We start from the raw sequence: 25,723 nt of genomic DNA on the forward strand, positions 1-25,723 counted from the left end.
GCTGTAGATGATTGATTTATCAGTTAAACAGATATAAATGCAAAGAACATGTTAATTGCAAAAGGTGATGCGTATCACAAAATGCTTGATTTTTGTGATGGCGGTCATATTATAAGCGCATAGACGATAACACCTGCATAACAACACAGTTGGAGTCATGCCATGAAACTGCGCAAAATCCTGAAAAGTATGTTCGAAAATTATTGCAAAACTTTCAAAGACGTACCGCCTGGCGCTATGTTCTGATAAAAAAACCTGCTTCGGCAGGTTTTTTTGTGCCTGTGATTTGTGCTTGCAGGTCTGGCTATCGTTTCGTCCTGTGAATCGGTACTATGACGGCCTTTCAACACTATCAGGAACGCATACTATGTCCCAACCGCTGAATGCCGATCAGGAACTGGTCTCTGACGTTGTCGCCTGCCAGCTCGTCATCAAACAGATTCTCGATGTTCTCGACGTAATTGCTCCCGTTGAGGTTCGCGAAAAAATGACCAATCAGCTGAAAAGCATTGATTTTTCAACGCATCCCGCAGCTGCCGATCCCGTGACGCGTCGTGCTATCCAGAAAGCGATCGCGCTGATTGAACTGAAATTCACGCCGCAGGGCGAAGCTCATTAAAATAAACCGTTGTTTTATATTTTAGAACTACTTTTTGCAATGCCCCCAAAAGTAGGGGCATCAGGCTGAAAGGGTTTTGCGAATTGGCCTGCCGCTGGAGTAAAACGCAGGCCAATAATGTGGTCAATTAATGCTGTTGGTAATTGACCACGTTGAGCACGTGCTGATCGGTCTGCGCCGGACACAGTCCCGCGCGTTTGGCGCTACGCACTTCTTCAAGAATCGTTTGTAACAACAGCCCGTCTTGCTGTTGTTCTTTTTCCAGAGCGTGGAGAAAATCAAGGGTAGGCGCATCGTTCAGGGCTTGCGCTTCGTCGGTGAGCTGCGAAAGCGTACTGGCGCGCTGTTCATAATCATCCATCGTTTTCTGAAACAGTTCTTCCAGCGAATGTAAATCCTCGCCCGGTACGTCGATGGCCTTAACGACCGGATTCGCCCCGGCATTTTTCATGAAGTTAAACACGCGCATCATTTGGGTGACGTTACTCTGGGCCTGAGTTCGTAAGAAAGTGGCAGTACCCATCAGACGGTGTTCAGAACACCACTCACTCAGATGGAGGTAGAGATTGGAAGCATAAAACTCAAGATTCATTTGATTATTGAGTTTGTGTACCATTCCAACTGCAGCCATATCAATATCCTTATTTCCTGATAGAAGGGATGTGCAGCGCTAATCTGCACAACTTACTGTTAGCAGAATAAGTCCATTCTGCCAGTCCATTATGTGATCGAAGAGTCAATTTCATCGCGAATCGAAAATAAGCATACCTTCATAACTGGAATAAGAAAATCCTTAAATGGCATTGTTTATGATTTTTTACATATTACTGAAGGTAATACATCAAGCCATATTTAGTAAACATAATGTGAAATTATATATCTGATTGATTTTACTAGTCTGTGAATGGTTTATTTGATTTTGAAATGGTGTTTCAAGTCACAAAAGTGAATGGTTTAGCATGATAATATCAGAATATTGATAATCTCTGCCGTCCCTGCCGCGATAATAATCCTGTGAAACCGTTCTCGCAGAAATAATGCCGGTCTTTTTCTTGCTGAAAATCAGGGCAGCGACATCTCGTTCAATTATAACCGAATGATTAATTCGTCATTTTCGGTGTTATCAGCCTGTAATAAATTGAGGAAAGATGAATGAAAAGAGTGGCCGTCTTACTGGCATCGGGTTTCGAGGAAGCGGAAGCGATCGTTACCATTGATATCCTGCGTCGTCTGAATATTGATGTAGATACCCTGGCCTGCGCGGAGTCTCGTGCCGTGGTGAGCTACCACGATGTTCCGATGGTGGCTGATGACACCCTGGCAGGACAACGAGAAACCCTGTATGACGCCGTGGTGCTGCCGGGAGGGCCGCAGGGGAGCGTGAACCTTGCAGCAAATCCATTGGTTATCGAGTTTATCTCTCGCCATGATGACGCCGGAAAATTAATTTGTCCCATTTGCTCAGCGGCTGCACGTGTATTAGGCGGTAATGGCTTACTTAAGGGGCGTCGTTATGTCTGTTCAGGCGATCTCTATGAAACGGTGACCGATGGCATCTATGTTAATTCGCCCGTTGTGGAAGATGGTAACCTTATGAGTGGGAAAGGATTAGGCCATATTTTTGATTTTGCCCTGACGCTGTCAGCCCGTTTGTCAGGTGATGACAAACCCGTTCGTGAACATGCTGAACATATCTATTATCAGTGGTAATTCGTTTGTACCCGAATACAGGTGTATTCGGGTACAAGGATTTGCGAGCTGACCTTATGGATTAATGTGCTACACCACTTTTTTTTGTCTGACAATTTCCCCCTTTCTTATGTCATTTTCCGCTGAATTTATGTACGCAATTACTGTAATTCTGCGGTGTGATGCCGCTCTCCTATGGAGAATCAATTTCCCGCTACAACTATTCCAGCACTGGCACTTATCTTGAGCTGTTTTGGTAATGCCTTGTTTTTCGTCTTAATTACATAAATTCGTTGAATATCACCCTACATAAAATGACGCTAAAGCTGGAGTTAACCATGCACAAATTCACTAAAGCGCTTGCAGCCATCGGTCTGGCTGCCGTTATGTCACAATCCGCTATCGCAGAATCGATGAAGCTGGGTTTTCTGGTAAAACAACCGGAAGAACCCTGGTTCCAGACGGAGTGGAAATTTGCCGATAAAGCCGGGAAAGATTTAGGCTTTGAAGTGATTAAGATTGCGGTGCCGGACGGCGAGAAGACCCTGAATGCGATCGACAGCCTGGCGGCAAGCGGGGCGAAGGGATTTGTTATTTGTACCCCGGATCCGAAACTGGGTTCCGCCATTGTCGCGAAGGCGCGCGGCTACGACATGAAAGTGATCGCCGTGGACGATCAGTTCGTCAATGCCAAAGGCAAACCGATGGATACCGTTCCGCTGGTGATGATGGCGGCAACCAAAATCGGCGAACGTCAGGGGCAGGAACTGTATAAAGAGATGCAGAAACGCGGTTGGGACGTGAAAGAGAGTGCGGTGATGGCGATTACCGCTAACGAACTGGATACCGCGCGTCGCCGTACTTCCGGTTCGATGGAAGCATTAAAAGCCGCGGGCTTCCCGGAAAAACAGATCTACCAGGTTCCCACCAAATCTAATGATATCCCTGGGGCATTTGATGCCGCCAACTCCATGCTGGTTCAACACCCTGAAGTGAAACATTGGCTGATTGTCGGCATGAACGATAACACCGTGCTGGGTGGGGTGCGTGCCACCGAAGGTCAGGGCTTTAAGGCGGCGGACGTGATCGGTATTGGTATTAATGGCGTTGACGCAGTAAGCGAACTGTCTAAAGCGCAGGCGACCGGCTTCTACGGCTCACTGCTGCCAAGCCCGGACGTTCACGGCTATAAATCCAGCGAAATGCTCTACAACTGGGTGACTAAAGGCGCAGAACCACCGGCATTCACTGAAGTGACTGACGTGGTACTGATCACCCGTGACAACTTCAAAGAAGAGCTGGCGAAAAAAGGGTTGGGCGGCAAGTAAGACGACAGCAAGTGAAAGGCCGGATGGCATCGCTCATGTGGCCATCCGGCAATCGGTTAGAACGATACTGACTCACGGAGACGTTATGCAACAGTCTACCCCGTATCTCTCATTTCGCGGCATTGGTAAAACCTTCCCTGGCGTCAAAGCGCTTACGGACATTAGTTTTGACTGTTACGCCGGTCAGGTGCATGCGCTGATGGGTGAAAATGGCGCCGGGAAATCAACCCTCTTAAAAATTCTCAGCGGTAACTATGCGCCAACCACGGGCTCTTTGGCGATTCGCGAACAGGAAATGAGCTTCGCTGATACCACTGCCGCGCTGAATGCCGGCGTTGCCATTATCTACCAGGAACTGCATCTCGTACCGGAGATGACCGTTGCCGAGAACATCTATCTTGGTCAACTTCCGCACAAAGGCGGGATTGTGAATCGCACTCTGCTCAATTATGAAGCGGGCCTGCAACTCAAACATCTGGGGATGGATATCGATCCTGCGACGCCCCTGAAGTATCTCTCAATCGGTCAGTGGCAGATGGTGGAAATCGCCAAAGCGCTGGCGCGTAATGCCAAGATTATTGCTTTCGACGAACCAACCAGTTCGCTCTCTGCAAGGGAGATCGAAAACTTGTTCCGGGTGATCCGTGAACTGCGAAAAGAAGGGCGCGTCATTCTGTACGTTTCGCACCGTATGGAGGAGATCTTCGCGCTTAGCGATGCGATCACCGTGTTTAAAGATGGGCGATACGTGAAAACCTTTACCGACATGCAACAGGTCAACCACGATGCGCTGGTACAGGCGATGGTGGGGCGCGATCTGGGTGATATCTACGGCTGGCAGTCACGCCCCTATGGCGCAGAGCGTCTGCGCCTGCAGGAAGTCAAAGCGCTGGGGGTACGCAAACCTGTAAGCCTGACCGTTCGCAGCGGGGAAATCGTCGGGCTGTTTGGGCTGGTCGGCGCGGGCCGTAGTGAGCTGATGAAAGGCTTATTTGGCGGTACCCGCATCAGCGAAGGGCAGGTGTATATCGATGAACAACCAGTCGATATCCGCAAACCGGCGAATGCCATCGCGGCAGGAATGATGCTGTGCCCGGAAGACCGGAAAGTCGAAGGGATCATCCCGGTGCATTCGGTACGCGACAACATCAACATCAGCGCCCGGCGTAAGCATGTGCTGGGCGGATGTGTGATTAACAACGGATGGGAGGAGACCAATGCCGACCATCATATTCGTTCGCTGAACATCAAAACCCCTGGAGCCGAACAACTGATCATGAACCTTTCCGGTGGTAACCAGCAAAAGGCGATTCTTGGCCGCTGGCTTTCGGAAGAGATGAAGGTGATTTTGCTCGACGAACCGACGCGTGGGATTGACGTTGGCGCGAAGCACGAAATTTATAACGTTATTTATGCCCTGGCCGCGCGCGGCGTTGCCGTGCTATTCGCCTCCAGTGACCTGCCGGAAGTCCTCGGCGTGGCAGACCGCATTGTGGTGATGCGGGAAGGGGAGATCGCCGGGGAATTACTTCACGAGCAGGCGGATGAGCGCCAGGCGCTGAGCCTCGCAATGCCTAAAGTCAGCCAGGCTGTTGCCTGAGAAAGGAGAGAATGATGTCTTCCGTAACTACTTCCGGATCGGGTGCGCCAAAGTCGCCGTCGTCTTTTAGCCTGGGACGTATCTGGGACCAGTATGGCATGCTGGTGGTCTTCGCCGTCCTGTTCCTGGCCTGCGCCATTTTTGTGCCAAACTTCGCGACATTCATCAATATGAAAGGATTGGGGTTGGCGATCTCTATGTCGGGCATGGTGGCCTGCGGCATGTTATTTTGCCTGGCGTCAGGGGATTTCGACCTGTCCGTGGCGTCGGTGATTGCCTGCGCCGGGGTGACCACGGCGGTGGTCATCAACATGACCGAAAGTCTGTGGATTGGTGTGGGAGCGGGCCTGTTGCTGGGGGTGCTCTGCGGGCTGGTGAACGGCTTCGTGATTGCACAACTCAAGATCAACGCGCTGATCACCACGCTGGCTACGATGCAAATCGTCCGTGGCCTGGCGTATATCATTTCCGACGGTAAAGCGGTGGGAATTGAGGACGAGCGTTTCTTTACTCTCGGTTACGCCAACTGGTTCGGCTTACCGGCACCCATCTGGCTGACGGTAGGCTGCCTGATTATCTTTGGCTTGCTGTTAAATAAAACCACCTTCGGGCGCAATACGCTGGCGATTGGGGGAAATGAAGAAGCGGCGCGTCTGGCTGGTGTGCCGGTGGTACGTACCAAAATTATTATTTTCGTGCTCTCAGGTCTGGTCTCTGCGGCTGCCGGGATTATTCTCGCCTCACGTATGACAAGTGGACAGCCGATGACCTCCATTGGCTATGAACTGATTGTCATCTCCGCCTGCGTGTTAGGTGGCGTTTCCCTGAAGGGAGGCATCGGAAAAATCTCATATGTGGTGGCGGGTGTCCTGATCCTGGGGACCGTGGAGAATGCAATGAACCTGCTGAACATTTCACCTTTCGCCCAGTACGTTGTACGCGGCTTGATCCTGCTGGCAGCGGTGATCTTTGACCGTTACAAACAAAAAGCGAAGCGTTCAGTTTGATAATAAAACGCTAACTTTTTAGTCTAGTTCCTCTTCTTTGCCAGCCGCTACCCGGCTGGCAATTGTCTTTCCAAATGGCGAGCATTGTCACACTGTCTATACTTACGGTTGCTTATGAGCCGCGAACCGCGCGGCTCAGATATAACAATAAGGAGGAGTACCGGGTGGCAGAACCGTTAACCGTAACCCCTGAACAGTCCGTACAATATGCTTATTTTTTTGATCTCGATGGAACCCTTGCGGAGTTAAAGCCGCATCCAGACCAGGTGGAGATTCCTCCCACGATACTTCAGATGCTCCACCATCTTGCAGAATGCAACGCAGGGGCTCTGGCATTGATTTCAGGGCGCTCAATGGTGGAACTTGACGCATTGGCCAACCCCTGGCGCTTTCCGTTGGCAGGTGTGCATGGGGCTGAACGCCGTGACATCAATGGTAAAATGCATATCGTGCATCTCCCTTCGGCAATAGAACGCGATATCAGCGTACAGTTACATACAGCGCTGGCGAATCTGCCGGGAACGGAGGTAGAGACCAAAGGCATGGCGTTTGCGTTGCACTACCGACAAGCGCCACAGCATGAAGCTGCGCTGCAGGCGCTGGCGCTGCGCATAACGCAAACCTGGCCGCAGCTTGCGCTTCAGCAAGGCAAGTGCGTTGTCGAAATTAAGCCGAAAGGTACCAACAAAGGTGAAGCGATAGCCGCGTTTATGCGTGAAGCGCCGTTTGCCGGGCGGGTCCCTGTTTTTCTGGGTGACGATCTGACCGATGAAGCTGGGTTTCGCGTGGTGAACGAGGCGGGCGGCATTTCAGTGAAGGTAGGAGAGGGGGAGACGCAGGCGCAATGGCGATTAGCCGGGGTGCCAGACGTGTGGCGCTGGCTGGAGTCTGTTTACACTGCACAACAAGAAAAAAACATGAATGACAGGAGAGATGGCAATGAGTCGTTTAGTCGTAGTATCTAATCGAATAGCGCCTCCGGATAATAAAACCAGTGCGGGCGGCCTGGCCGTTGGGATACTGGGGGCGCTCAAAGGCGCTGGAGGGCTGTGGTTCGGTTGGAGTGGCGAACTGGGTAACGAGGATCAGCCATTAAAAGAGGTTACCCGGGGTAACATCACCTGGGCATCGTTTAACCTGAGCGAAAAAGATCACGAAGAGTATTACAACCAGTTTTCTAACGCGGTGTTATGGCCGGCTTTTCACTACCGGTTAGACCTGGTGAATTTCCAGCGCACCGCCTGGGAAGGCTATCAGCGTGTAAATGCGCACCTGGCAGATAAACTCCTGCCGCTATTAAAAGAGGATGACATCCTCTGGATCCATGATTATCACCTGCTGCCGTTTGCCAGCGAACTGCGTAAGCGCGGTGTGAACAACAGGATTGGTTTCTTCCTGCATATTCCTTTTCCTACACCGGAGATTTTTAACGCGCTACCGTCATCAGACACTCTCCTTGAGCAGATGTGTGATTTTGATCTACTGGGTTTTCAAACGGAAAACGACCGTCAGGCTTTCCTCGACAACCTTTCCAGTCTGACAAGAGTCAGTTCACGCGATCCGCAGAACCACACGGCGTGGGGGAAGCATTTTCAAAGCGCGGTCTATCCTATCGGTATCGAACCGGAGGAGATTACCCGACAGGCGTCGGGGCCGTTACCGCCGAAGCTGGCTCAGCTGAAGGCCGAGCTTAAAAATCTTAAAAATATCTTTTCCGTAGAGCGACTCGATTACTCAAAAGGGCTTCCGGAGCGTTTTCAGGCTTACGAGGCGCTGCTGGAGAAGTACCCTCAGCATCACGGAAAAATACGTTATACGCAGATTGCGCCTACTTCACGTGGCGATGTTCAGGCGTATCAGGACATCCGTCATCAACTCGAGACGGAGGCCGGGCGCATTAACGGCAAATATGGGCAACTGGGCTGGACGCCGCTGTTTTATCTTAATCAGCATTTTGAACGCAAACTGTTGATGAAAGTGTTTCGTGCTTCGGATGTGGGGCTGGTCACGCCGCTGCGCGATGGCATGAATCTGGTCGCGAAGGAATTTGTTGCTGCCCAGGATCCCGCCAATCCTGGCGTTCTGGTGCTGTCTCAGTTCGCCGGTGCGGCAAATGAGCTAACCTCAGCGCTGATCGTCAATCCTTACGATCGTGATGAAGTGGCGGCGGCGCTGGATCGCGCACTCACTATGCCGCTGGCTGAACGAATTTCACGTCATGCTGAGATGCTGGAGGTGATTGTGAAAAACGACATCAATCACTGGCAGGAGCAGTTTATCAGCGATCTAAAGACGATAACCCCTCGTAGCGCTGAAACTCTTCAGCAGCGCAAAGTTGCGACGTTTCCGAAGCTAGCCTGAGCGAGGTAAGGGATCAATCGCCTTCAAGCGGGACCAGCAGAACGTCCACCTGACTTGAGCTCACCACACTTTTCGCCGAGCAGGAGGCTCGCGAAAAGAAGCTATGGTTGTGGTTGCCGCAGATGACCAGATCCACGTCGTGTTTGCGGCACACGTCCAGAATATGTTCGCTTAACTCGCCGTAGGTAATAAAAGTCTGCGCGATCGGGTAACCCGCGTCTTTCCCCAGTTTTTCAAGAAAATCAGTAGTTTCCTCATGCATCACCGCGCGCAAATCTTCCAGCATGGGGGCGGCAAATTGATTGTATAACTCTGGGTCAGAGGCAAGGGTGATAAGACTTATTCGTGCGTTGACAGGACGAGCAATGGAGACGGCTTTTGCCAGGAGCTGTTGGCTTTCCGGGGTGACCGCCACGGCGACTAGAATGTGGGTGTAGCTCATAACTCGCTCCTTATTGCAAGAATATGAGATGGTTCTTCAGCATTACTCCGATTTGCGGATAACTGCAATGCTTCCACATGACAATAGTGTGAAGGCAATCATAATTATTCATTAATATTCCTTATAAATGGATCTAAGGAATAACCAAAAGTGTTAACCAAAACGATTGACTTAAATTAAATCGGCGAGTCAATCACTATTTGGTTTAACAAATTCACATTTGTGATTAATTGCAATGTAATCATCAATGCTATGTATTAATAAAAAAGAAATAACAATTAACCTGTTGTTTGGAAAAGATAAAAACAGATTTGCTTTCTCGCCTTGATAAATTCAATTCAATTATTTCCCATGCGTGATTTTAACGGGCGTTGCACAAAATCCTCCGCATCGTCCAATGCTCAATTTAATACCCATGAGAATAAAATGGAGTTTTGCTGGTTAATTTCCCAGCAAAATAAAAGCTCAACTGATGGATTTATGTTAACGATTAAGTTAATTTATGTGATGGGTATCACATATTTTCTAAATTCGCAGCGTGGCTTTGTTGTATGTCTCGGGTGTGACGAGTACAGTTGCGTCGAATTAGGAAAAATCTTAGGCATTTGTAAGAATTCATGTGCTCGCGTTACAACCTGGCACGGTGTCAGCGTGACGTGTGCGTTGATGTTTAAGCGCCTGAGTCGAAGGTATGTACTTGACCTATTTGCTTTTTTTACCGGGAATTCCCGGCGACATCACGGGGTGCGGTTTTTCCGCATAAAAATAAAAGTTGGTTATTCTGGATGGGAATAATGCATACATCCGAGTTGCTGAAACACATTTATGACATCAATTTGTCATATTTACTCCTTGCACAGCGTCTAATCGTTCAGGACAAAGCGTCCGCCATGTTTCGTCTCGGGATCAATGAGGAAATGGCGGTCTCACTGGGGGCGCTGACCCTTCCGCAAATGGTAAAACTGGCAGAAACGAATCAGCTTGTGTGTCATTTCCGTTTCGACAGTCATCAAACCATTACTCGTCTCACTCAGGATTCCAGGGTGGACGATCTCCAGCAAATTCACACCGGTATCATGCTGTCCACTCGTCTGTTAAGTGATGTCAATCAGGCTGATGAAACCGCGCGTAAGAAAAGGGCCTGATGATGAGTGAAAAAAGCATTGTTCAGGAAGCTCGTGATATCCAGTTAGCGATGGAATTGATCACCCTGGGTGCCCGTTTGCAAATGCTGGAAAGCGAAACGCAGTTAAGTCGTGGTCGCCTCATCAAGCTGTACAAAGAACTTCGCGGTAGCCCGCCGCCAAAAGGCATGCTGCCGTTTTCCACTGACTGGTTTATGACCTGGGAGCAAAATATTCATGCTTCCATGTTCTGTAATGCCTGGCAGTTTCTGCTTAAAACGGGCCTGTGTAGTGGTGTTGATGCGGTCATTAAAGCCTACAGACTGTATCTCGAACAGTGCCCGCAGGGTGAAGACGGGCCACTGCTGGCGTTGACGCGTGCGTGGACGCTGGTGCGTTTTGTTGAAAGTGGTTTGCTTCAGCTATCAAGCTGTAACTGCTGTGGCGGTAATTTCATTACTCATGCTCATCAGCCTGCGGGCAGTTTCGCCTGCAGTTTATGCCAGCCGCCTTCTCGTGCGGTAAAAAGACGTAAACTTTCCCAGGATGCTGCCGATATTATTCCACAACTGCTGGATGAACAGATCGAACAGGCTGTTTAACGGATACGGTGTGGACAGAACACTCCAGCAGCGGTAAGTCAATACCGCTGCTTTTTTTTGCCTCGCCGACGCGTTAACGCCCCGACTGCGCATCCTGTCATAGTCAACAGCAGAAGGATGATGTCGTGCTTATCTTATTAGGTTACCTGGTGGTTATTGGTACAGTTTTCGGCGGTTACATGATGACCGGTGGAAACCTGGGGGCACTCTATCAACCGGCTGAATTTGTCATCATCGGAGGCGCGGGCATAGGGGCATTTATCGTAGGTAACAACGGTAAAGCCATTAAGGGGACGCTGAAAGCGCTGCCGTTACTGTTTCGCCGTTCGAAATATACCAAAGCGATGTATATGGATCTGCTGGCGTTGCTCTATCGCCTGATGGCCAAGTCTCGCCAGCAGGGGATGTTCTCGCTTGAACGCGATATCGAGAATCCGAAAGAGAGCGAAATTTTTGCCAGCTACCCGCGCATTCTGGCCGACTCGGTGATGCTGGAATTCATCGTTGATTACCTGCGCCTGATCATCAGCGGCAACATGAATACCTTTGAGATCGAAGCGTTGATGGACGAAGAGATTGAAACGCACGAAAGCGAATCGGAAGTGCCGGCTAACAGTCTGGCGCTGATGGGAGATTCATTGCCGGCGTTTGGTATCGTTGCGGCAGTGATGGGGGTGGTGCATGCACTGGCGTCCGCTGACCGACCCGCCGCAGAGCTGGGTTCACTGATTGCTCACGCAATGGTCGGGACGTTCCTCGGCATTTTGCTGGCCTACGGTTTTATTTCACCACTCGCCAGCGTCCTGCGGCAGAAAAGCGCGGAAACCAGCAAAATGATGCAGTGTGTGAAAATTACACTACTGTCGAATCTGAACGGCTATGCTCCGCCGATCGCCGTCGAGTTTGGGCGTAAAACACTGTATTCCAGCGAGCGTCCATCGTTTATTGAACTGGAAGAACATGTTCGTGCAGTGAAAAATCCGAACCAGCAACAGCAGACAACGACTGAGGGCGCATGAAGAATCGCTCTCATCCGATCGTCGTTGTTAAACGGCGCAAACATAAGGGGCACGGCGGCGGCGCACACGGATCGTGGAAGATTGCTTACGCTGACTTTATGACCGCCATGATGGCCTTTTTTCTGGTGATGTGGCTCATTTCTATCTCCAGCCCTAAAGAACTGATTCAGATTGCCGAATACTTCCGTACGCCGCTGGCAACGGCGGTGACGGGAGGGAATCGAATATCTAATAGCCAGAGCCCGATTCCCGGTGGCGGCGATGACTTTACCCAGCAACAGGGTGAAGTGAATAAGCAGCCAAACCTCGATGAACTGAAAAAGCGCATGGAACAAAATCGCCTGAGTAAACTGCGTGGCGACCTCGATCAGCTTATCGAATCGGATCCTAAACTGCGTGCGCTGCGTCCACATCTGAAGATAGACCTGGTGCAGGAAGGGCTGCGTATTCAGATTATCGACAGCCAGAATCGGCCGATGTTTAAAACCGGCAGCGCCGACGTTGAGCCTTATATGCGTGACATCCTGCGGGCGATCGCGCCAGTGCTGAATGGCATTCCAAACCGTATCAGCCTGTCCGGGCACACGGATGATTTCCCTTATGCGAACGGTGAAAAGGGCTACAGCAACTGGGAGCTCTCTGCCGATCGCGCCAATGCGTCGCGGCGTGAACTGGTACAGGGCGGTCTGGATGATGGAAAAGTATTACGGGTGGTCGGCATGGCCGCCACGATGCGTATGAGCGATCGCGGTCCGGATGACGCCATCAACCGCCGAATCAGTCTGCTGGTGCTGAACAAACAGTCCGAGCAGGCCATTTTGCATGAAAACGCTGAAAGCCAGAACGAGCCGGTAAGTGTATTACAACAGCCTGAGGCCAGTCCGCAGGTAAGCGTTCCCACATCGCCACCAGCCAATCCGAGGTGATAGCGTGAGCATGGATATAAGCGATTTTTATCAGACTTTTTTTGATGAAGCTGACGAGTTGTTGGCTGACATGGAGCAGCATCTGCTCGATCTGGCGCCCGAAGCGCCGGATGCAGAGCAACTGAATGCCATATTTCGTGCCGCGCACTCTATCAAAGGGGGCGCCGGCACATTTGGCTTTACCGTTTTGCAGGAAACCACCCACCTGATGGAGAACCTGCTGGATGATGCGCGTCGCGGTGAGATGCAGCTCAATACCGCCATTATCAACCTGTTTTTGGAAACGAAAGATATTATGCAGGAACAGCTCGATGCCTATAAAAGTTCAGAAGAACCGGATGCCGCCAGCTTCGAATATATCTGTACGGCATTACGCCAGTTAGCGCTGGAAGCAAAAGGTGAAACCGCGCCAGCAGTAGTGGCAAATGCCCGACTGAGCGTGGTCGACAACACGGCACCCGACGACGAGCCTGTGGCAGACGAGACGAAGTTGCGCATCGTTCTTTCGCGCCTGAAAGCCAGTGAAGTGGCCCTGCTGGAAGAAGAACTGGGCAATCTGTCCGTCCTGTCCGATGTCGTGAAGGGCGAAGACAGCCTGGCGGCTACGCTTGATGGCGACATTGCAGAGGATGACGTCATTGCTGTGCTGTGCTTTGTGATTGAAGCCGACCAGATTGCCTTTGAGAAAGTAGCGGCCACGACGGTTCCGGCGGAAGTGGCAGAAGTGGTTGCTGTTGAACAGCCTGTCGTCGCTGTCCCGGCGGTAAAAGCGGCCACCGGAGAAGCGCACACCGGACGCGTAGAGCGGGAAAAACCGGCGCGCGTCAGTGAGTCGACCAGCATTCGCGTGGCAGTGGAGAAGGTCGATCAATTGATCAACCTCGTCGGTGAACTGGTGATCACCCAGTCGATGCTGGCACAGCGTTCGAATGAACTCGACCCGGTGAATCATGGCGATCTCATCACCAGCATGGGGCAGTTACAACGTAACGCCCGCGATCTGCAGGAGTCGGTGATGTCGATTCGTATGATGCCGATGGAGTACGTATTCAGCCGCTTCCCGCGTCTGGTGCGTGACCTGGCGGGCAAGCTTGGTAAACAGGTTGAACTGACGCTGGTCGGCAGTTCGACAGAACTCGACAAGAGTCTGATTGAACGCATTATCGACCCGCTGACGCACCTGGTGCGTAACAGCCTCGACCACGGTATCGAACTGCCGGAAAAACGCATGGAATCCGGTAAGAATGTGGTGGGTAATCTGATTTTGTCGGCGGAGCATCAGGGCGGCAATATCTGCATTGAAGTGACCGATGATGGGGCTGGACTGAACCGCGAGCGCATTCTGGCGAAGGCAATTTCCCAGGGGATGGCGGTCAATGAAAACATGACCGATGACGAAGTGGGGATGCTGATTTTCGCCCCTGGCTTCTCGACGGCCGAGCAGGTGACCGACGTTTCCGGACGCGGCGTGGGCATGGACGTGGTGAAACGGAATATTCAGGAGATGGGCGGCCACGTCGAAATCCAGTCGAAGCAAGGGACAGGTACCACTATCCGTATTTTACTGCCGCTGACGCTGGCTATCCTCGACGGCATGTCCGTGCGCGTCGCCGACGAAGTCTTCATTCTGCCGCTGAATGCGGTGATGGAATCCCTGCAACCGCGCGATGACGATCTGCATCCGCTGGCCGGGGGCGAGCGCGTGCTGGAAGTACGCGGCGAATATCTGCCGCTGGTTGAGTTGTGGAAAGTCTTTGAAGTGGAAGGGGCGAAAACCGAAGCCACCCAGGGCATCGTGGTGATCCTGCAAAGCGGCGGTCGCCGTTACGCGCTGCTGGTGGATCAGTTGATCGGACAGCACCAGGTTGTGGTTAAAAACCTGGAGAGCAATTATCGCAAAGTGCCGGGTATTTCAGCCGCCACTATTCTGGGTGATGGCAGCGTCGCGCTGATTGTAGATGTCTCCGCCCTGCAGGGTTTAAATCGCGAACAACGTATGGCGATCACCGCCGCCTGATTGAGTAAGAAAGGGTAAAATATGACCGGTATGACTAATGTAAGCAAACTGGCCGGCGAGCCGTCAGGTCAGGAATTCCTGGTGTTTACACTGGGAGATGAAGAGTACGGCATCGACATCCTGAAAGTACAGGAGATTCGTGGTTACGATCAGGTCACGCGTATTGCCAATACGCCTGCTTTTATCAAAGGGGTAACCAACCTGCGCGGTGTAATTGTGCCGATTGTCGATCTGCGCGTGAAGTTTTGCCAGGGTGATGTTGAGTACAATGATAACACCGTGGTGATTGTATTGAATCTGGGACAGCGCGTGGTGGGGATCGTCGTGGATGGCGTGTCGGATGTGCTGTCGCTGACCGCGGAGCAAATCCGTCCGGCACCGGAATTTGCCGTGACGCTGTCAACAGAATACCTGACCGGACTCGGCGCGTTGGGCGACCGGATGCTGATCCTGGTGAACATTGAGAAACTGCTGAACAGTGACGAAATGGCGTTGTTGGATATGGCAGCGTCACACGTCGCATAAACTGACTGCCGGATGGCGCTTTGCTTATCCGGCCTACGGTTCGAATGTGGTTACCGTCACGTAACGCCGGATGGCGCTTTGCTTATCCGGCCTACGGTTTGAATGTGTTGTAGGCCGGATAAGGTGTTTACACCGCCATCCGGCATTTACCGTCTCCGTTATGCTTCTACCTGCTGCGTCACGTCTTCTTTCTCATGGCCCTCATCCAGCAGCCCTTCATTTTGCGCCAGCATCGCCGTCGCAATGCCGTTACCTAACACGTTAATCGCGGAACGACCCATATCAAGAAAATGATCGATCCCCATCAGTAGCAAAATGCCGGCGACCGGAATGTTAAAACTCGGAATCGTTGCCGCCAGCACCACTAACGCGGAACGCGGGACGCCGGCAATGCCTTTTGACGCCAGCATCAGCGTTAGCATCAGGACGCTAATCTCGGCAAAAGACAGGTGAATGTTGTAGGCCTGCGCGATAAACATCGACGCAAAAGAGCAGTAAACCATTGAGCCGACCAGATTGAACGAGTAGCCAATCGGCAGCACGAACGAGACGATGTTGCGCGAGCAGCCAAATTTCGTCAGTTGTTCCAGCGTTTTCGGATAGGCTGCTTCAGAACTGCTGGTGGTAAAGGCCACGAGCACGGGATCTTTGAGCATGCCGAGCAGGCGAAACACCTCTTTCTTGAGTACCAGAAACCCCACCGCCAGCAACACCAGACAGGTCATCAGAATTGCCACGTAATAGCCGCCAATGAATGAGGCGTAGTTGAGCAAAATGCCCAACCCTTCGGTGGCGATCACTGAGGAGATGGCGGCAAAAATGGCCAGCGGGGCGACGTACATCACGTAGCCGGTCACTTTCAGCATAATGTGGGAAACCACGTCCAGCGCCGCCACCAGAGGGGTATTGAACTTTTCGCCCAACGACGCGCCACCGATCCCAAAGAACATCGAGAACACCACAATCTGCAAAATTTCGTTATTAGCCATCGCACCGGCAATGCTGGTTGGAATGGTATGTGACAGAAAACCTTTCAGGCTCATCCCACCGACGGCGAGACCGGTCTCTACCGCTTCTTTCGGGATAGCCAGATTGAGTCCGCTGCCGGGTTGCTCCAGCGTGACAATAAACAGACCTACCAGAATGGAAAGGATGGAGGAACTGATAAACCAGATCATTGCTTTGCCACCCACGCGCCCGATGGTGGACGTCTCGCCAAGACGCATAATGCCCACGGTCAGAGTGCTGAATACCAGTGGGGCGATGACCATCTTAATCAGACGTAAGAAGATGTCAGTGAGAAGGGTAATGTTATCCGACCATGCGGCAATGACGCTTTCGGATGTATACGAGTGAATAACCGCACCTGACACGATACCTGCCAGCATGAAAATCACGATAAATATCGTGAGTTTATTTGCATTTGCCACTACAAATCCCTCGGGCTGAATTTAACAATTTTTTATCAGCGATACATATGTTTTATGTATTTAATGACGCTGAATCATTTTCTACCTAACCTGGAGTAATCCGTCGGGGGATACAACTATTTTTTATTATTTACTCATTTTGTTGTGTTCTAACCAGAGCGGTTTTGTGAACTGGATCGCATAAGAATGAATATATCCTCTCGAATTGAGAGGAAAACAGAATGCTAATAATGTTAATGAATTGATGGATAAGCAATTTCCCCGTCAATCACCCGTTCGTATGACGAAGCCTGACGGCAGTGGTTGTTTTCTCATCCGTAAACTAAATTTCTGATTATCAGTTTGTTTTACGAATCTGCCTGACCTTTCCCGCCATATGAGTTGTGATTTCGTTAAACGTGGCGATTTTTCGGAGGTGTTGATGAACAAAATATCCCGGTTCCTGGGTATGGCTGGCTTTTTCCTTCTGCCGCTGCCAGGCGCTATGGCGGTAACCAGTAGTGGGACCGTCGGGGCGACATTAACCCTGACCAACGGTTGCCTGATCAACGGCTCACCCAGTCAGAACGGCATTAACTTTGGTACGCTGGATTTCGGTACCCATCCTGCGACGTTCTCGGAATTAACCACACAGTTGACGGGAGCCGCAGGCGGGAACAGCTTTGGCATTCAGTGCACCACCACGGATTACACCGTGCAAATCACCGGCAATACCAACTCGTCGGCGCCCGGCACGGTTGTAGGTACTCCGGGAACGCCAGCCCGCTACCTCGTCAATGCTGCCAATACCACTCAGGGGGTGGCTTACAGCCTCTACAGCGACAGCGGTTTTAATAACGTTGTCAGTAATAACACCCCCATTCCGAAAGCCTCGACGACGGGCGGCGTTGACAACTATACGTTGTATGGCCGGATCCAGGGCGGCGGAAACAGCGTCACCGTAGTGCCGGGTACCTATACCGATACGATTAACGTCAGCGTCATCTATTGATTCGTCCATGACATGAGGATCCTGAGAGTGGGCTTCCCGCGCGGAGGCAGGGGTTGGCTACGCCTTTTTCTGGCGATGCTCGGTCTGGTCGCCGTGTCGGCTATGGCCGTCACCACGCAGTCCTTTCAGTTGAACGCCACCATCACGCCAGGCTGCTCGGTGACCACCGGCAGCGGCGCGGCGCTGGGAACCCTGAACTTCGGCACGTATAGCGGTGTAGAAAACCGGCGGGTGAGCGCGCAGTTTGTCCCCAACGCCGCGCTGTCGCTGGCCTGCACGCCGGGCGTGGCGCTGAGCATGACAATTGACAGCGGGCGCAATTATACCTCGGTGCGCAATATGCAACGCTCAGGGGGAACGGAGCGGGTGGCTTACCGGCTCTACAGTTCGTCATCACTGGCGGCGAACAGCGAAATTGGTGTCAATCAGCCGGTTTCAGTTGCTTACACCGACAGCAACAATATCGCGTTACCGCTGTTTGGCGCGGCGATGCTGACGGGGTTTAGCCCCGCAGGCAACTATTCAGATCAGCTTACGGTGACCCTGTCATGGTAGCAAAGGGAGAAGTGATATGCGCATGCGAACGTCTTTGGGATTGCTGTTTGGCTTTACGGCAGCGCTGGTTTCCGCCGGTGCAAACAGTGCCGCAACCATCCTGCTGTGGCCGATCGATCCCTGGCTGGCGGCTGAGAGCAATGCCACTGAATTGTGGATCCAGAATCAGGGAAATACCCCAACGACGATGCAGGTGCGTATTGTCCGCTGGCGGCAGGATGATGGTTTCGAACGCTATCAGCCGCAGCAGGATGTGGTCGCCAGTCCGCCGATTGTCCGGATCGAAAAGGGCAGCAAGCAGCTGATTCGTCTGATTAAACAGTCTCCGGTTCCCGCCGGGGTTGAGCAGGCTTACCGTATTATCGTCGATGAGATCCCACAGCCCGACAGCGGCGATAAACCGCAAATGGGGTTGAAGGTGCAAATGCGCTATTCGCTACCGCTGTTTGTCTACGGTCAGGGGATCCAGACCTGGGCGCAGGGGGAACATCATGCGCGGGTGGATCCAGCGAAACTGCGCTGGCGGGTGGTGCGCGGCGACGGACAGCCACAGCTGGAAGTGCGTAATGACAACGACGTGCATCTTCGCTTAAGCAAGGTCATGCTGCGTCAGAACGGTGCGCAGCACACGATGGCGCAAGGCTTGCTGGGCTATGTCCTGCCAGGCAGTACGCGTCGCTGGCCGCTCCCCGCAGGTGCTCCCCATCCGGACAGCGTTAGCGCCGCAATCAACGCACAGGGTGGCAAATGGTTGTCTGGTCCCGCCGACTAAGCGGCTTACTGATGACAACCTCTCTTATCATTAGCGGGATCTGTCGTGCAGAGCCAGGTGATGATGCGCTCCCGCCACCACCCGATGCGCGTGCTATCGATCAGCAAGCGGTTTTTCATCTGGCGCTGATCGTCAACCATTACGATACGCAGCGGGTGGTGCCAGTGATGCAGCGGGCAGGGGAGTTTTACGTCAGCCGGGACGATCTACAACAGGCCGGACTTCCCGGCGAATACCTTCCTCAGGGTGAGGTGAATGTTTCGCGCTTACCGCAGGTCACGACGCAATACGACAGCAGTGGACAGCGGTTGCTGCTCGGCGTACCGCAGGACTGGCTACCCGAACGCGCAACGCCGTTTGGCGGTGAGGCTACGGCAAACGACGCGCACAACGGCAGCGGCGCGCTGCTCAATTACGATTTCTACAGCAGCCATACACAAAACGGCGACAGCCAGGCCTCTGTCTGGCATGAGTTGCGCTTCTTTAACGATGCCGGTTCGCTCTCGTCAACGGGCTACGTGCGGCAAAATCTGGCCGGGGACGACGATCAGCAGGACGGATACGTGCGCTACGATACGGTATTCACCGCGACCCGTGAGACCGATGCGACGCAATGGCGGGTAGGCGATGTGGTAAGCGATGCCCTGAGCTGGAGTAATAGCGTGCGGGTGGGCGGCGTCTCGTGGGGGCGCGATTTCTCGTTGCGGCCGGATCTGGTGACCTGGCCCTTGCCGGAATTCTCCGGTGAAGCGGCGATGCCCACCGCGGTGGATCTTTTCATCAACGGTTACCGGGCTGGTTCAACGGAGCTTCAGCCGGGGCCGTTTACGCTCACCAATCTGCCCTATATTAATGGCGCCGGTGACGCGGTGGTGGTCACTCGCGACGCGCTGGGTCGCCAGGTGAGCACGACTTTACCGTTTTACGTCGCCAGTAATCTGCTCAAAACAGGCGTCAGCGACGGTGCAGTGACTTTGGGCAGCCTGCGCCGCAATTACGGCATCGACAATTTTGACTACGGACCGGCGGTCGGCAGCGCAAGCTACCGTTACGGGATGAACGATTATCTGACGCTTGAAGGGCATGCCGAGGGCGCGGAAGAACTGGCGCTGGGTGGGGTGGGTTCGCTGGTCAAACTGGGGCGACTTGGCGTGGTGAATGGCGCATGGACGGAAAGCCGAATGCGCGGCAACAGCGGTAATCAGCTTAACTGGGGTTATCAGTACAGTACGGCCGAATTCAGCGTGGCCACCCAGCACTCGCGGCGTGAGCGCGGCTTTGGCAACCTGGCGCTGTACGATCAGACGCCGCGGGTGGATAACGATAACCAGCCGCTGGCCTCGTTAAGCCAGCGCAGCGACCAGTATTCGCTGACGTTCAATATGGGCGAATTTGGCAATGTCGGTGCGGCCTGGATTGGCATCCGCAGTTTTGACTCACAGAAAACAGAACTGCTGAATCTCTCCTGGAGCCGGAATCTGTGGGGAAGCAGCAGTCTTTACCTGTCCGCAAGTCGTGATAATCAGCAAGGGGACTGGACGCTGGCGATGTCGCTACAAACTCCACTGGGCGAACGGGACAGCGCGGCGGTGTCGATGGAGAAAACCCCCGATGCCGGTCAAACCCAGCGCATTAATTACAATCACTCGATGCCGACCGACGGTGGGTTTAGCTGGAACCTGGCATGGGCGCGACAGTCTCAGGCGCGGGATTACCAGCAGGCGACGCTGGGCTGGCGTAACCGGAATATCGAATTACAGGGGGGAACCTACGGCGTAGGTAATGCCATGACCTGGTGGGGCGAAGCGATGGGATCGCTGGTCTTTATGGAAAACCAGCTGTTTGCCGCCAATAAAATCAACGATGCTTTTGTGGTGGTCAGCACCGACGGGCATCCTGATGTGCCGGTCAATTACGAAAACCAGCCGGTCGGTCACACTAACGATCAGGGCTTTTTGCTGATCAGCGGCGTCTCCGCCTATTACACGGCGAGTTACAGCATTAACACGCTCAATCTGCCTGCCGATACCCGCCTGAAAGAGACCGAACGTAAAGTAGCGCTGCGTCGCCAGAGCGGATATCTGATCGATTTCCCGATGGAGCAGGAGCGGGTGGCAAGCGTCATTTTGCATGATGAGAACGGGCAGGCGCTGCCGGTGGCAAGCCAGGTCATGCGGGATAATAAATCGCCCGCCGTGGTCGGCTATGACGGGATCGTCTGGCTGGAGAATCTCGACGGCGTGAATCCTCTGCGGGTCGTCACGCCCGACGGGAAACGTTGCGAAAGCACCTTCTCGCTGACCGCGAATCCCGAACATAAACTTCAGACTTACGGGCCGTTGATCTGCCGCCAGGGGGCCGGATGATCGGACGGGTGCTGTTGTTGCTATTACTGACGGCTGCGCCGGGGGCCTGGGCTGCCTGTAGCGTGAGCACCACGACGGGGGCCTTCGGCAGCGTCTCCTCCTTTACCGTCAACAGTGCGGAACAGGCGACCAGCGCCAATCTGCTGGTGCAATGCGACGTGGTGTTGGGGTTACTGAATAACGATATGGTGACGCTCACCTATACCGGAGCGACGGTGTCAACAGGTACCCGCGCCAGCCTCAAGCGCACGGACAATACCACCGTGACGGACGTGGTGCCGGTGCGCCTGTGCGGTCAGTCCGGCTGCGCCAGTAACAGCGAGATCGCCATCGGCGGCAGCTATACCTGGAGTGGCAGCACGCTGTTAGCGCTGTTAGGTTCCACCCGCTTTACGTTACCGCTTTTCTTTCGCACCAGTACCGGACAGAACGTCAGCGCCGGGCCGTATCAGGTGACGCTCAATTTCAACGTCTATTACAACATCTGTCAGGTGGGCGCGCTGGGGCTGTGCGTCACCACGCAAACCAATACGGTCGCGACTACGATGCAACTTAACCTGACGGTGACCAATGACTGCATCACCCTCAACGCGCCGAACGTCAATTTCGGCAGTGCGCCGCTGGTGAACAACTTTCCCGCCATTTCGCAGACGGTTTCTATTACCTGTACCAAGGGCAGTACCTACACGGTAGGCATTAATAACGGCAGCTATGCCAACGGTAATGTGCGCAATATGGCGAGCGGCAACAACCGCCTGAGCTACGAAATTTACAAAGCGAGCACCACCAACCGCTGGGGGAGTGTCGGTACGGAACGCTGGGCCAGCAGCGCCTCCTCTTCCGCCAGTAGCGACGGTCTGTTGCGAACCTACAATTACACCGCCAGAGTATTACCCACCCAATCGACGCCTCCCGCCGGGACTTACACCGACACGGTGGTAGTCGATATCGCCTTCTGACCTGGATTTCCCTTTCGCAAACGTAAAGTTCTTATCAAGGGTGCCGATAACGTTGTTAACTCGTTTTCAGGAAGGTGCCTTATGTTTAACCGTATCCGCGTTGTCACAATGCTGATGATGGTGCTGGGGGTTTTCGCACTGCTACAGCTTGTCTCTGGTGGTTTGCTGTTTTCGTCATTACAGCAGAATCAAAAAAGTTTTGTTATTTCCAACGATCTACGCCAACAGCAGAGTGAACTGACCTCGACATGGGATCTGATGCTGCAAACGCGTATTAACCTCAGCCGTTCCTCTGCACGCATGATGATGGATGCGAACAATCAGCAGAGCAGCGCAAAAAACGATCTGCTGAAGAGCGCGAAAAATTCACTGGCTCAGGCGGCAGAGCACTACGCCAGGTTTAAATCTATCGATCCGCTGCCAGAGATGGCTGAAGTCAGTAGCAATGTGGACGAAAAATACCAGAAATATTTTGCCGGTTTAACCGAACTGGTGCAGTTCCTGGAAAGCGGCAACATGGATGCCTTCTTCGCGCAACCTACGCAGGGGATGCAAAACGGCCTTGGCGACGCCAAGAGCAAATACGCCAGCGTCAGCGAAAAACTTTATCGTCAGGCGTTTGATGAAAGCGCGCGCGATTACCAGTTTGCGCAGTGGCAACTTGGCATTCTGGCGGTAGTGTTGGTGCTGATCCTGGTGGTGGTGTGGTACGGCATTCGTCATACCTTGCTTAACCCGCTTTCCAGAGTTATCGCCCATATTCGTGAAATTGCTGGCGGTAATCTGACTAACACCCTGACCGTCGCCGGACGTAATGAGATTGGCGAACTGGCTGGCAGCGTCGATCACATGCAACGTTCGCTGGTAGAAACCGTCACTCAGGTGCGCGAAGGTTCCGATGCCATTTACTCCGGCACGACGGAAATCGCTACTGGCAACACCGATCTTTCATCGCGGACCGAACAACAGGCATCGGCGCTGGAAGAGACGGCGGCCAGCATGGAAGAGTTGACCGCGACGGTGAAACAGAACGCCGACAATGCCCGACAGGCATCGCAACTGGCGCAGAGCGCGTCGGAAACCGCGCAGCACGGCGGCAAAGTGGTGGATAACGTCGTCAAAACGATGCACGAAATTGCCGGCAGCTCGAAGAAAATTGCCGACATCATTAGCGTCATCGACGGTATTGCCTTCCAGACCAACATCCTGGCACTGAACGCGGCGGTAGAAGCTGCGCGAGCAGGTGAGCAGGGGCGTGGCTTTGCGGTGGTCGCCGGTGAGGTACGTAACCTGGCCAGCCGCAGTGCACAGGCGGCAAAAGAGATCAAAGCGCTGATTGAAGATTCCGTTTCACGCGTGGATACCGGCTCCGTACTGGTCGAAAGCGCGGGCGAGACCATGAACGATATCGTCAATGCGGTGACCCGCGTGACCGACATTATGGGCGAAATCGCCTCGGCTTCTGATGAACAAAGCCGCGGCATCGATCAGGTGGCGCTGGCGGTTTCCGAGATGGACCGTGTGACGCAGCAAAACGCCGCGCTGGTCCAGGAATCTGCTGCTGCCGCAGCGGCACTCGAAGAACAGGCCAGCCGTCTGACGATGGCGGTATCCGCCTTTCGCCTTGCCGCGCGTCCTTATGCGGTAAAAGCCAAAGAAGAACGGACTTCTGCTGACGTGCCCCGCACGGCGCAGAAGTCCTCGTTAAGCATGGAGCACGATACTAACTGGGAAACATTTTGACTGAACTTTAACACTGCGGCCGTTGCCGCCTGATGGGAGCGTTGATGTTTAATCGTATTCGAATCTCGACCACGCTGTTTTTGATTTTGATCCTCTGCGGTGTATTGCAGATTGGCAGTAATGGCTTGTCTTTCTGGGCATTTCGGGACGGTTTTCAGAGCCTGAATCAGGTCGAGCAGAGTAATCAGCAACGCGCGGCGCTGGCACAAACGCGCGCCGTTTTATTACAGGCGAGTACCGCCCTGAACAAGGCCGGGACATTAACGGCGCTGAGCTATCCGCCCGATGACATCAAAAGCCTGATGGCCATCGCGCGCGAGAGCCTGGCGCAGTCCGGCTCGCTGTTTAACAGCTTCAGGGCGATAGAGGCGAATACCCCAGAGGGGAAAGCCTTGCAGGAGGCAACGGAGAAAAGCTTCACCCAGTGGCACAGCGATCTGGAGCATCAGGCCACCTGGCTTGAGAATAACCAACTGTCAGACTTTCTGACCGCGCCGGTGCAGGCTTCGCAGGACGCCTTTGACGTTAACTTTAACGCCTGGCAGCAGAACATTAATCATGTGCTGGTGGTGGCGGGGCAACAGAGCAAGAACAACTATCACATGTCGGCGGCAATCTTTATCAGCATGGTGATAATTGCTGCACTGTTAACCACCGGGGCGCTGTTCTGGTCGCGCAAAATGATCGTCCAGCCGCTGGCGATTATCGGCAGCCATTTTGACAGCATTGCCGAGGGTAACCTGGCGCGTCCGATTGCGGTTTACGGGCGTAATGAGATTTCGGCGATTTTCGCCAGTCTGAAGGCGATGCAACAGGCGCTGCGGGAAACCGTCAGCGACGTGCGCCAGGGCAGTCTGGCAATGCACACCGGGATTTCGGAAATCGCGATGGGCAATAACGATCTCTCTTCACGCACCGAACAGCAGGCGGCGTCGCTGGCGCAGACCGCGGCCAGCATGGAGCAGTTAACCGCCACCGTCGGTCAGAACGCCGACAATGCGCGCCAGGCCTCCGGGCTTGCAAAAAGCGCGGCCGATACGGCGAAAACCGGTGGCGAACAGGCCACAAATGTCGCCAGTACGATGCAGGCGATTGCCGCCAGTTCGCAAAAGATTGGCGACATCATCGGCGTGATCGACGGAATTGCCTTCCAGACCAATATTCTGGCGCTCAACGCAGCGGTTGAAGCGGCGCGGGCCGGTGAGCAAGGACGTGGATTTGCCGTGGTTGCCGGAGAAGTGCGCAACCTGGCGAGTCGTAGCGCTCAGGCAGCGAAAGAGATTAAAGGGTTGATTGAAGAGTCGGTGAACCGCGTCCACCAGGGATCGCAACTCGTCAATACCGCAGCCCACACCATGACGGAAATCGTGAGTTCAGTTACCCGGGTTAACGACATCATGGGCGAGATTGCCTCGGCGTCAGACGAACAGCGCAGAGGGATTGAGCAGGTAGCGCAGGCAGTCACCCAGATGGATCAGGTGACGCAACAGAACGCCGCGCTGGTGGAAGAAGCCGCCGCGGCGACTGATCAACTCGCGCATCAGGCCGACACGCTGTCCGCCCGTGTGGCGGTATTCAAACTTGAAGAACAGGTTGTAACACACCAAGAATCGGCACCGCCGCAGGCTGTGCCCGTTGTATCCTGAAT

24 protein-coding genes are annotated in these 25,723 nt (G+C 53.4%); 21 read left to right on the forward strand and 3 right to left on the reverse strand.

Annotation, left to right across the window (positions count from 1 at the left end; genetic code table 11):
* The first annotated feature begins 162 nt into the window (after window positions 1–162).
* Together azuC and KE671_RS13065 are read left to right on the forward strand one after the other, a co-directional pair.
* Window positions 163–246, forward strand: coding sequence for a stress response protein AzuC (gene azuC / locus KE671_RS13060; protein ID WP_014229869.1), 84 nt, complete (start codon window positions 163–165; stop codon window positions 244–246).
* A 121-nt stretch (window positions 247–367) separates the two neighbouring features.
* The gene (locus KE671_RS13065) at window positions 368–619 is read left to right on the forward strand and encodes a DUF2766 family protein (protein ID WP_206163293.1); all 252 of its coding nucleotides are present in this window, start codon (window positions 368–370) and stop codon (window positions 617–619) included.
* 127 nt (window positions 620–746) lie between these two features.
* Here the strand turns inward: KE671_RS13065 and KE671_RS13070 are convergent, their stop codons facing one another.
* The gene (locus KE671_RS13070; RefSeq protein ID WP_206163294.1) at window positions 747–1,250 is read right to left on the reverse strand and encodes a non-heme ferritin-like protein; all 504 of its coding nucleotides are present in this window, start codon (window positions 1,248–1,250) and stop codon (window positions 747–749) included.
* A gap of 521 nt (window positions 1,251–1,771) precedes the next feature.
* Here KE671_RS13070 and KE671_RS13075 point away from each other — a divergent pair.
* The 6 genes from KE671_RS13075 (at window position 1,772) to otsA (ending at window position 8,604) form a co-directional block, all read left to right on the forward strand.
* Window positions 1,772–2,329 carry a DJ-1/PfpI family protein gene (locus KE671_RS13075; RefSeq protein WP_206163295.1) on the forward strand — a complete coding sequence of 186 codons (558 nt, stop codon included), beginning with the start codon at window positions 1,772–1,774 and terminating at the stop codon, window positions 2,327–2,329.
* A gap of 317 nt (window positions 2,330–2,646) precedes the next feature.
* A complete protein-coding gene (gene araF, locus KE671_RS13080; RefSeq protein ID WP_206163296.1) occupies window positions 2,647–3,636 on the forward strand; it encodes an arabinose ABC transporter substrate-binding protein in 990 nt (329 codons plus the stop codon).
* An 85-nt stretch (window positions 3,637–3,721) separates the two neighbouring features.
* Window positions 3,722–5,236: an L-arabinose ABC transporter ATP-binding protein AraG gene (araG, locus tag KE671_RS13085; RefSeq protein ID WP_206163297.1), complete on the forward strand. Its 1,515-nt coding sequence runs from the start codon at window positions 3,722–3,724 to the stop codon at window positions 5,234–5,236.
* A gap of 14 nt (window positions 5,237–5,250) precedes the next feature.
* Window positions 5,251–6,243, forward strand: coding sequence for an L-arabinose ABC transporter permease AraH (araH, locus tag KE671_RS13090; protein ID WP_206163691.1), 993 nt, complete (start codon window positions 5,251–5,253; stop codon window positions 6,241–6,243).
* A gap of 164 nt (window positions 6,244–6,407) precedes the next feature.
* Window positions 6,408–7,208 carry a trehalose-phosphatase gene (otsB, locus tag KE671_RS13095; RefSeq protein WP_206163298.1) on the forward strand — a complete coding sequence of 267 codons (801 nt, stop codon included), beginning with the start codon at window positions 6,408–6,410 and terminating at the stop codon, window positions 7,206–7,208.
* Window positions 7,183–8,604, forward strand: coding sequence for an alpha,alpha-trehalose-phosphate synthase (gene otsA / locus KE671_RS13100; protein WP_206163299.1), 1,422 nt, complete (start codon window positions 7,183–7,185; stop codon window positions 8,602–8,604). Before otsB ends, otsA begins: the two co-directional genes overlap by 26 nt.
* Before the next feature lie 13 nt (window positions 8,605–8,617).
* On the opposite strand, the gene uspC is transcribed toward otsA, so the two are convergent.
* Window positions 8,618–9,046 (reverse strand): universal stress protein UspC, encoded by a 429-nt coding sequence (uspC, locus tag KE671_RS13105; RefSeq protein WP_206163300.1) that lies wholly within the window; start codon window positions 9,044–9,046, stop codon window positions 8,618–8,620.
* A gap of 794 nt (window positions 9,047–9,840) precedes the next feature.
* Between uspC and flhD the strand changes: the two genes are divergently transcribed.
* The 6 genes from flhD (at window position 9,841) to cheW (ending at window position 15,259) form a co-directional block, all read left to right on the forward strand.
* Window positions 9,841–10,191, forward strand: coding sequence for a flagellar transcriptional regulator FlhD (gene flhD, locus KE671_RS13110; RefSeq protein ID WP_042318359.1), 351 nt, complete (start codon window positions 9,841–9,843; stop codon window positions 10,189–10,191).
* Window positions 10,192–10,193: 2 nt separating this feature from the next.
* The gene (gene flhC / locus KE671_RS13115; protein ID WP_042318680.1) at window positions 10,194–10,772 is read left to right on the forward strand and encodes a flagellar transcriptional regulator FlhC; all 579 of its coding nucleotides are present in this window, start codon (window positions 10,194–10,196) and stop codon (window positions 10,770–10,772) included.
* 125 nt (window positions 10,773–10,897) lie between these two features.
* Window positions 10,898–11,791 carry a flagellar motor stator protein MotA gene (gene motA / locus KE671_RS13120; protein WP_043000329.1) on the forward strand — a complete coding sequence of 298 codons (894 nt, stop codon included), beginning with the start codon at window positions 10,898–10,900 and terminating at the stop codon, window positions 11,789–11,791.
* Window positions 11,788–12,717: a flagellar motor protein MotB gene (motB, locus tag KE671_RS13125; RefSeq protein ID WP_206163301.1), complete on the forward strand. Its 930-nt coding sequence runs from the start codon at window positions 11,788–11,790 to the stop codon at window positions 12,715–12,717. Before motA ends, motB begins: the two co-directional genes overlap by 4 nt.
* Window positions 12,718–12,721: 4 nt before the next feature.
* Entirely contained in the window at window positions 12,722–14,734 is a 2,013-nt protein-coding gene (cheA, locus tag KE671_RS13130) for a chemotaxis protein CheA (protein ID WP_206163302.1), read from the forward strand.
* A 21-nt stretch (window positions 14,735–14,755) separates the two neighbouring features.
* Complete coding sequence (gene cheW / locus KE671_RS13135) at window positions 14,756–15,259, forward strand: chemotaxis protein CheW (RefSeq protein WP_061077846.1); 504 nt, start codon at window positions 14,756–14,758, stop codon at window positions 15,257–15,259.
* A gap of 158 nt (window positions 15,260–15,417) precedes the next feature.
* Here the strand turns inward: cheW and KE671_RS13140 are convergent, their stop codons facing one another.
* Window positions 15,418–16,689, reverse strand: coding sequence for a dicarboxylate/amino acid:cation symporter (locus tag KE671_RS13140; protein ID WP_206163303.1), 1,272 nt, complete (start codon window positions 16,687–16,689; stop codon window positions 15,418–15,420).
* 421 nt (window positions 16,690–17,110) lie between these two features.
* Here KE671_RS13140 and KE671_RS13145 point away from each other — a divergent pair, with 421 nt between their 5' ends.
* The 7 genes from KE671_RS13145 to tap all read left to right on the forward strand — a co-directional run bounded on the left by KE671_RS13145 (window position 17,111) and on the right by tap (window position 25,721).
* A complete protein-coding gene (locus tag KE671_RS13145) occupies window positions 17,111–17,680 on the forward strand; it encodes a spore coat protein U domain-containing protein (RefSeq protein WP_206163304.1) in 570 nt (189 codons plus the stop codon).
* Between the two features lie 12 nt (window positions 17,681–17,692).
* Entirely contained in the window at window positions 17,693–18,235 is a 543-nt protein-coding gene (locus KE671_RS13150; RefSeq protein WP_206163305.1) for a Csu type fimbrial protein, read from the forward strand.
* Between the two features lie 16 nt (window positions 18,236–18,251).
* Entirely contained in the window at window positions 18,252–19,007 is a 756-nt protein-coding gene (locus KE671_RS13155; RefSeq protein ID WP_206163306.1) for a fimbrial biogenesis chaperone, read from the forward strand.
* Window positions 19,008–19,018: 11 nt separating this feature from the next.
* Complete coding sequence (locus KE671_RS13160; protein ID WP_432759335.1) at window positions 19,019–21,373, forward strand: fimbria/pilus outer membrane usher protein; 2,355 nt, start codon at window positions 19,019–19,021, stop codon at window positions 21,371–21,373.
* A complete protein-coding gene (locus KE671_RS13165; RefSeq protein WP_206163692.1) occupies window positions 21,373–22,332 on the forward strand; it encodes a Csu type fimbrial protein in 960 nt (319 codons plus the stop codon). The genes KE671_RS13160 and KE671_RS13165 overlap by 1 nt, the downstream gene beginning before the upstream one ends.
* An 81-nt stretch (window positions 22,333–22,413) precedes the next feature.
* Window positions 22,414–24,075 carry a methyl-accepting chemotaxis protein II gene (gene tar / locus KE671_RS13170; protein WP_206163308.1) on the forward strand — a complete coding sequence of 554 codons (1,662 nt, stop codon included), beginning with the start codon at window positions 22,414–22,416 and terminating at the stop codon, window positions 24,073–24,075.
* Between the two features lie 44 nt (window positions 24,076–24,119).
* Entirely contained in the window at window positions 24,120–25,721 is a 1,602-nt protein-coding gene (gene tap, locus KE671_RS13175) for a methyl-accepting chemotaxis protein IV (protein WP_206163309.1), read from the forward strand.
* Window positions 25,722–25,723 lie beyond the last annotated feature (2 nt).

The organism is Citrobacter amalonaticus (assembly GCF_018252635.1).
GTDB lineage: Bacteria > Pseudomonadota > Gammaproteobacteria > Enterobacterales > Enterobacteriaceae > Citrobacter_A > Citrobacter_A amalonaticus_E.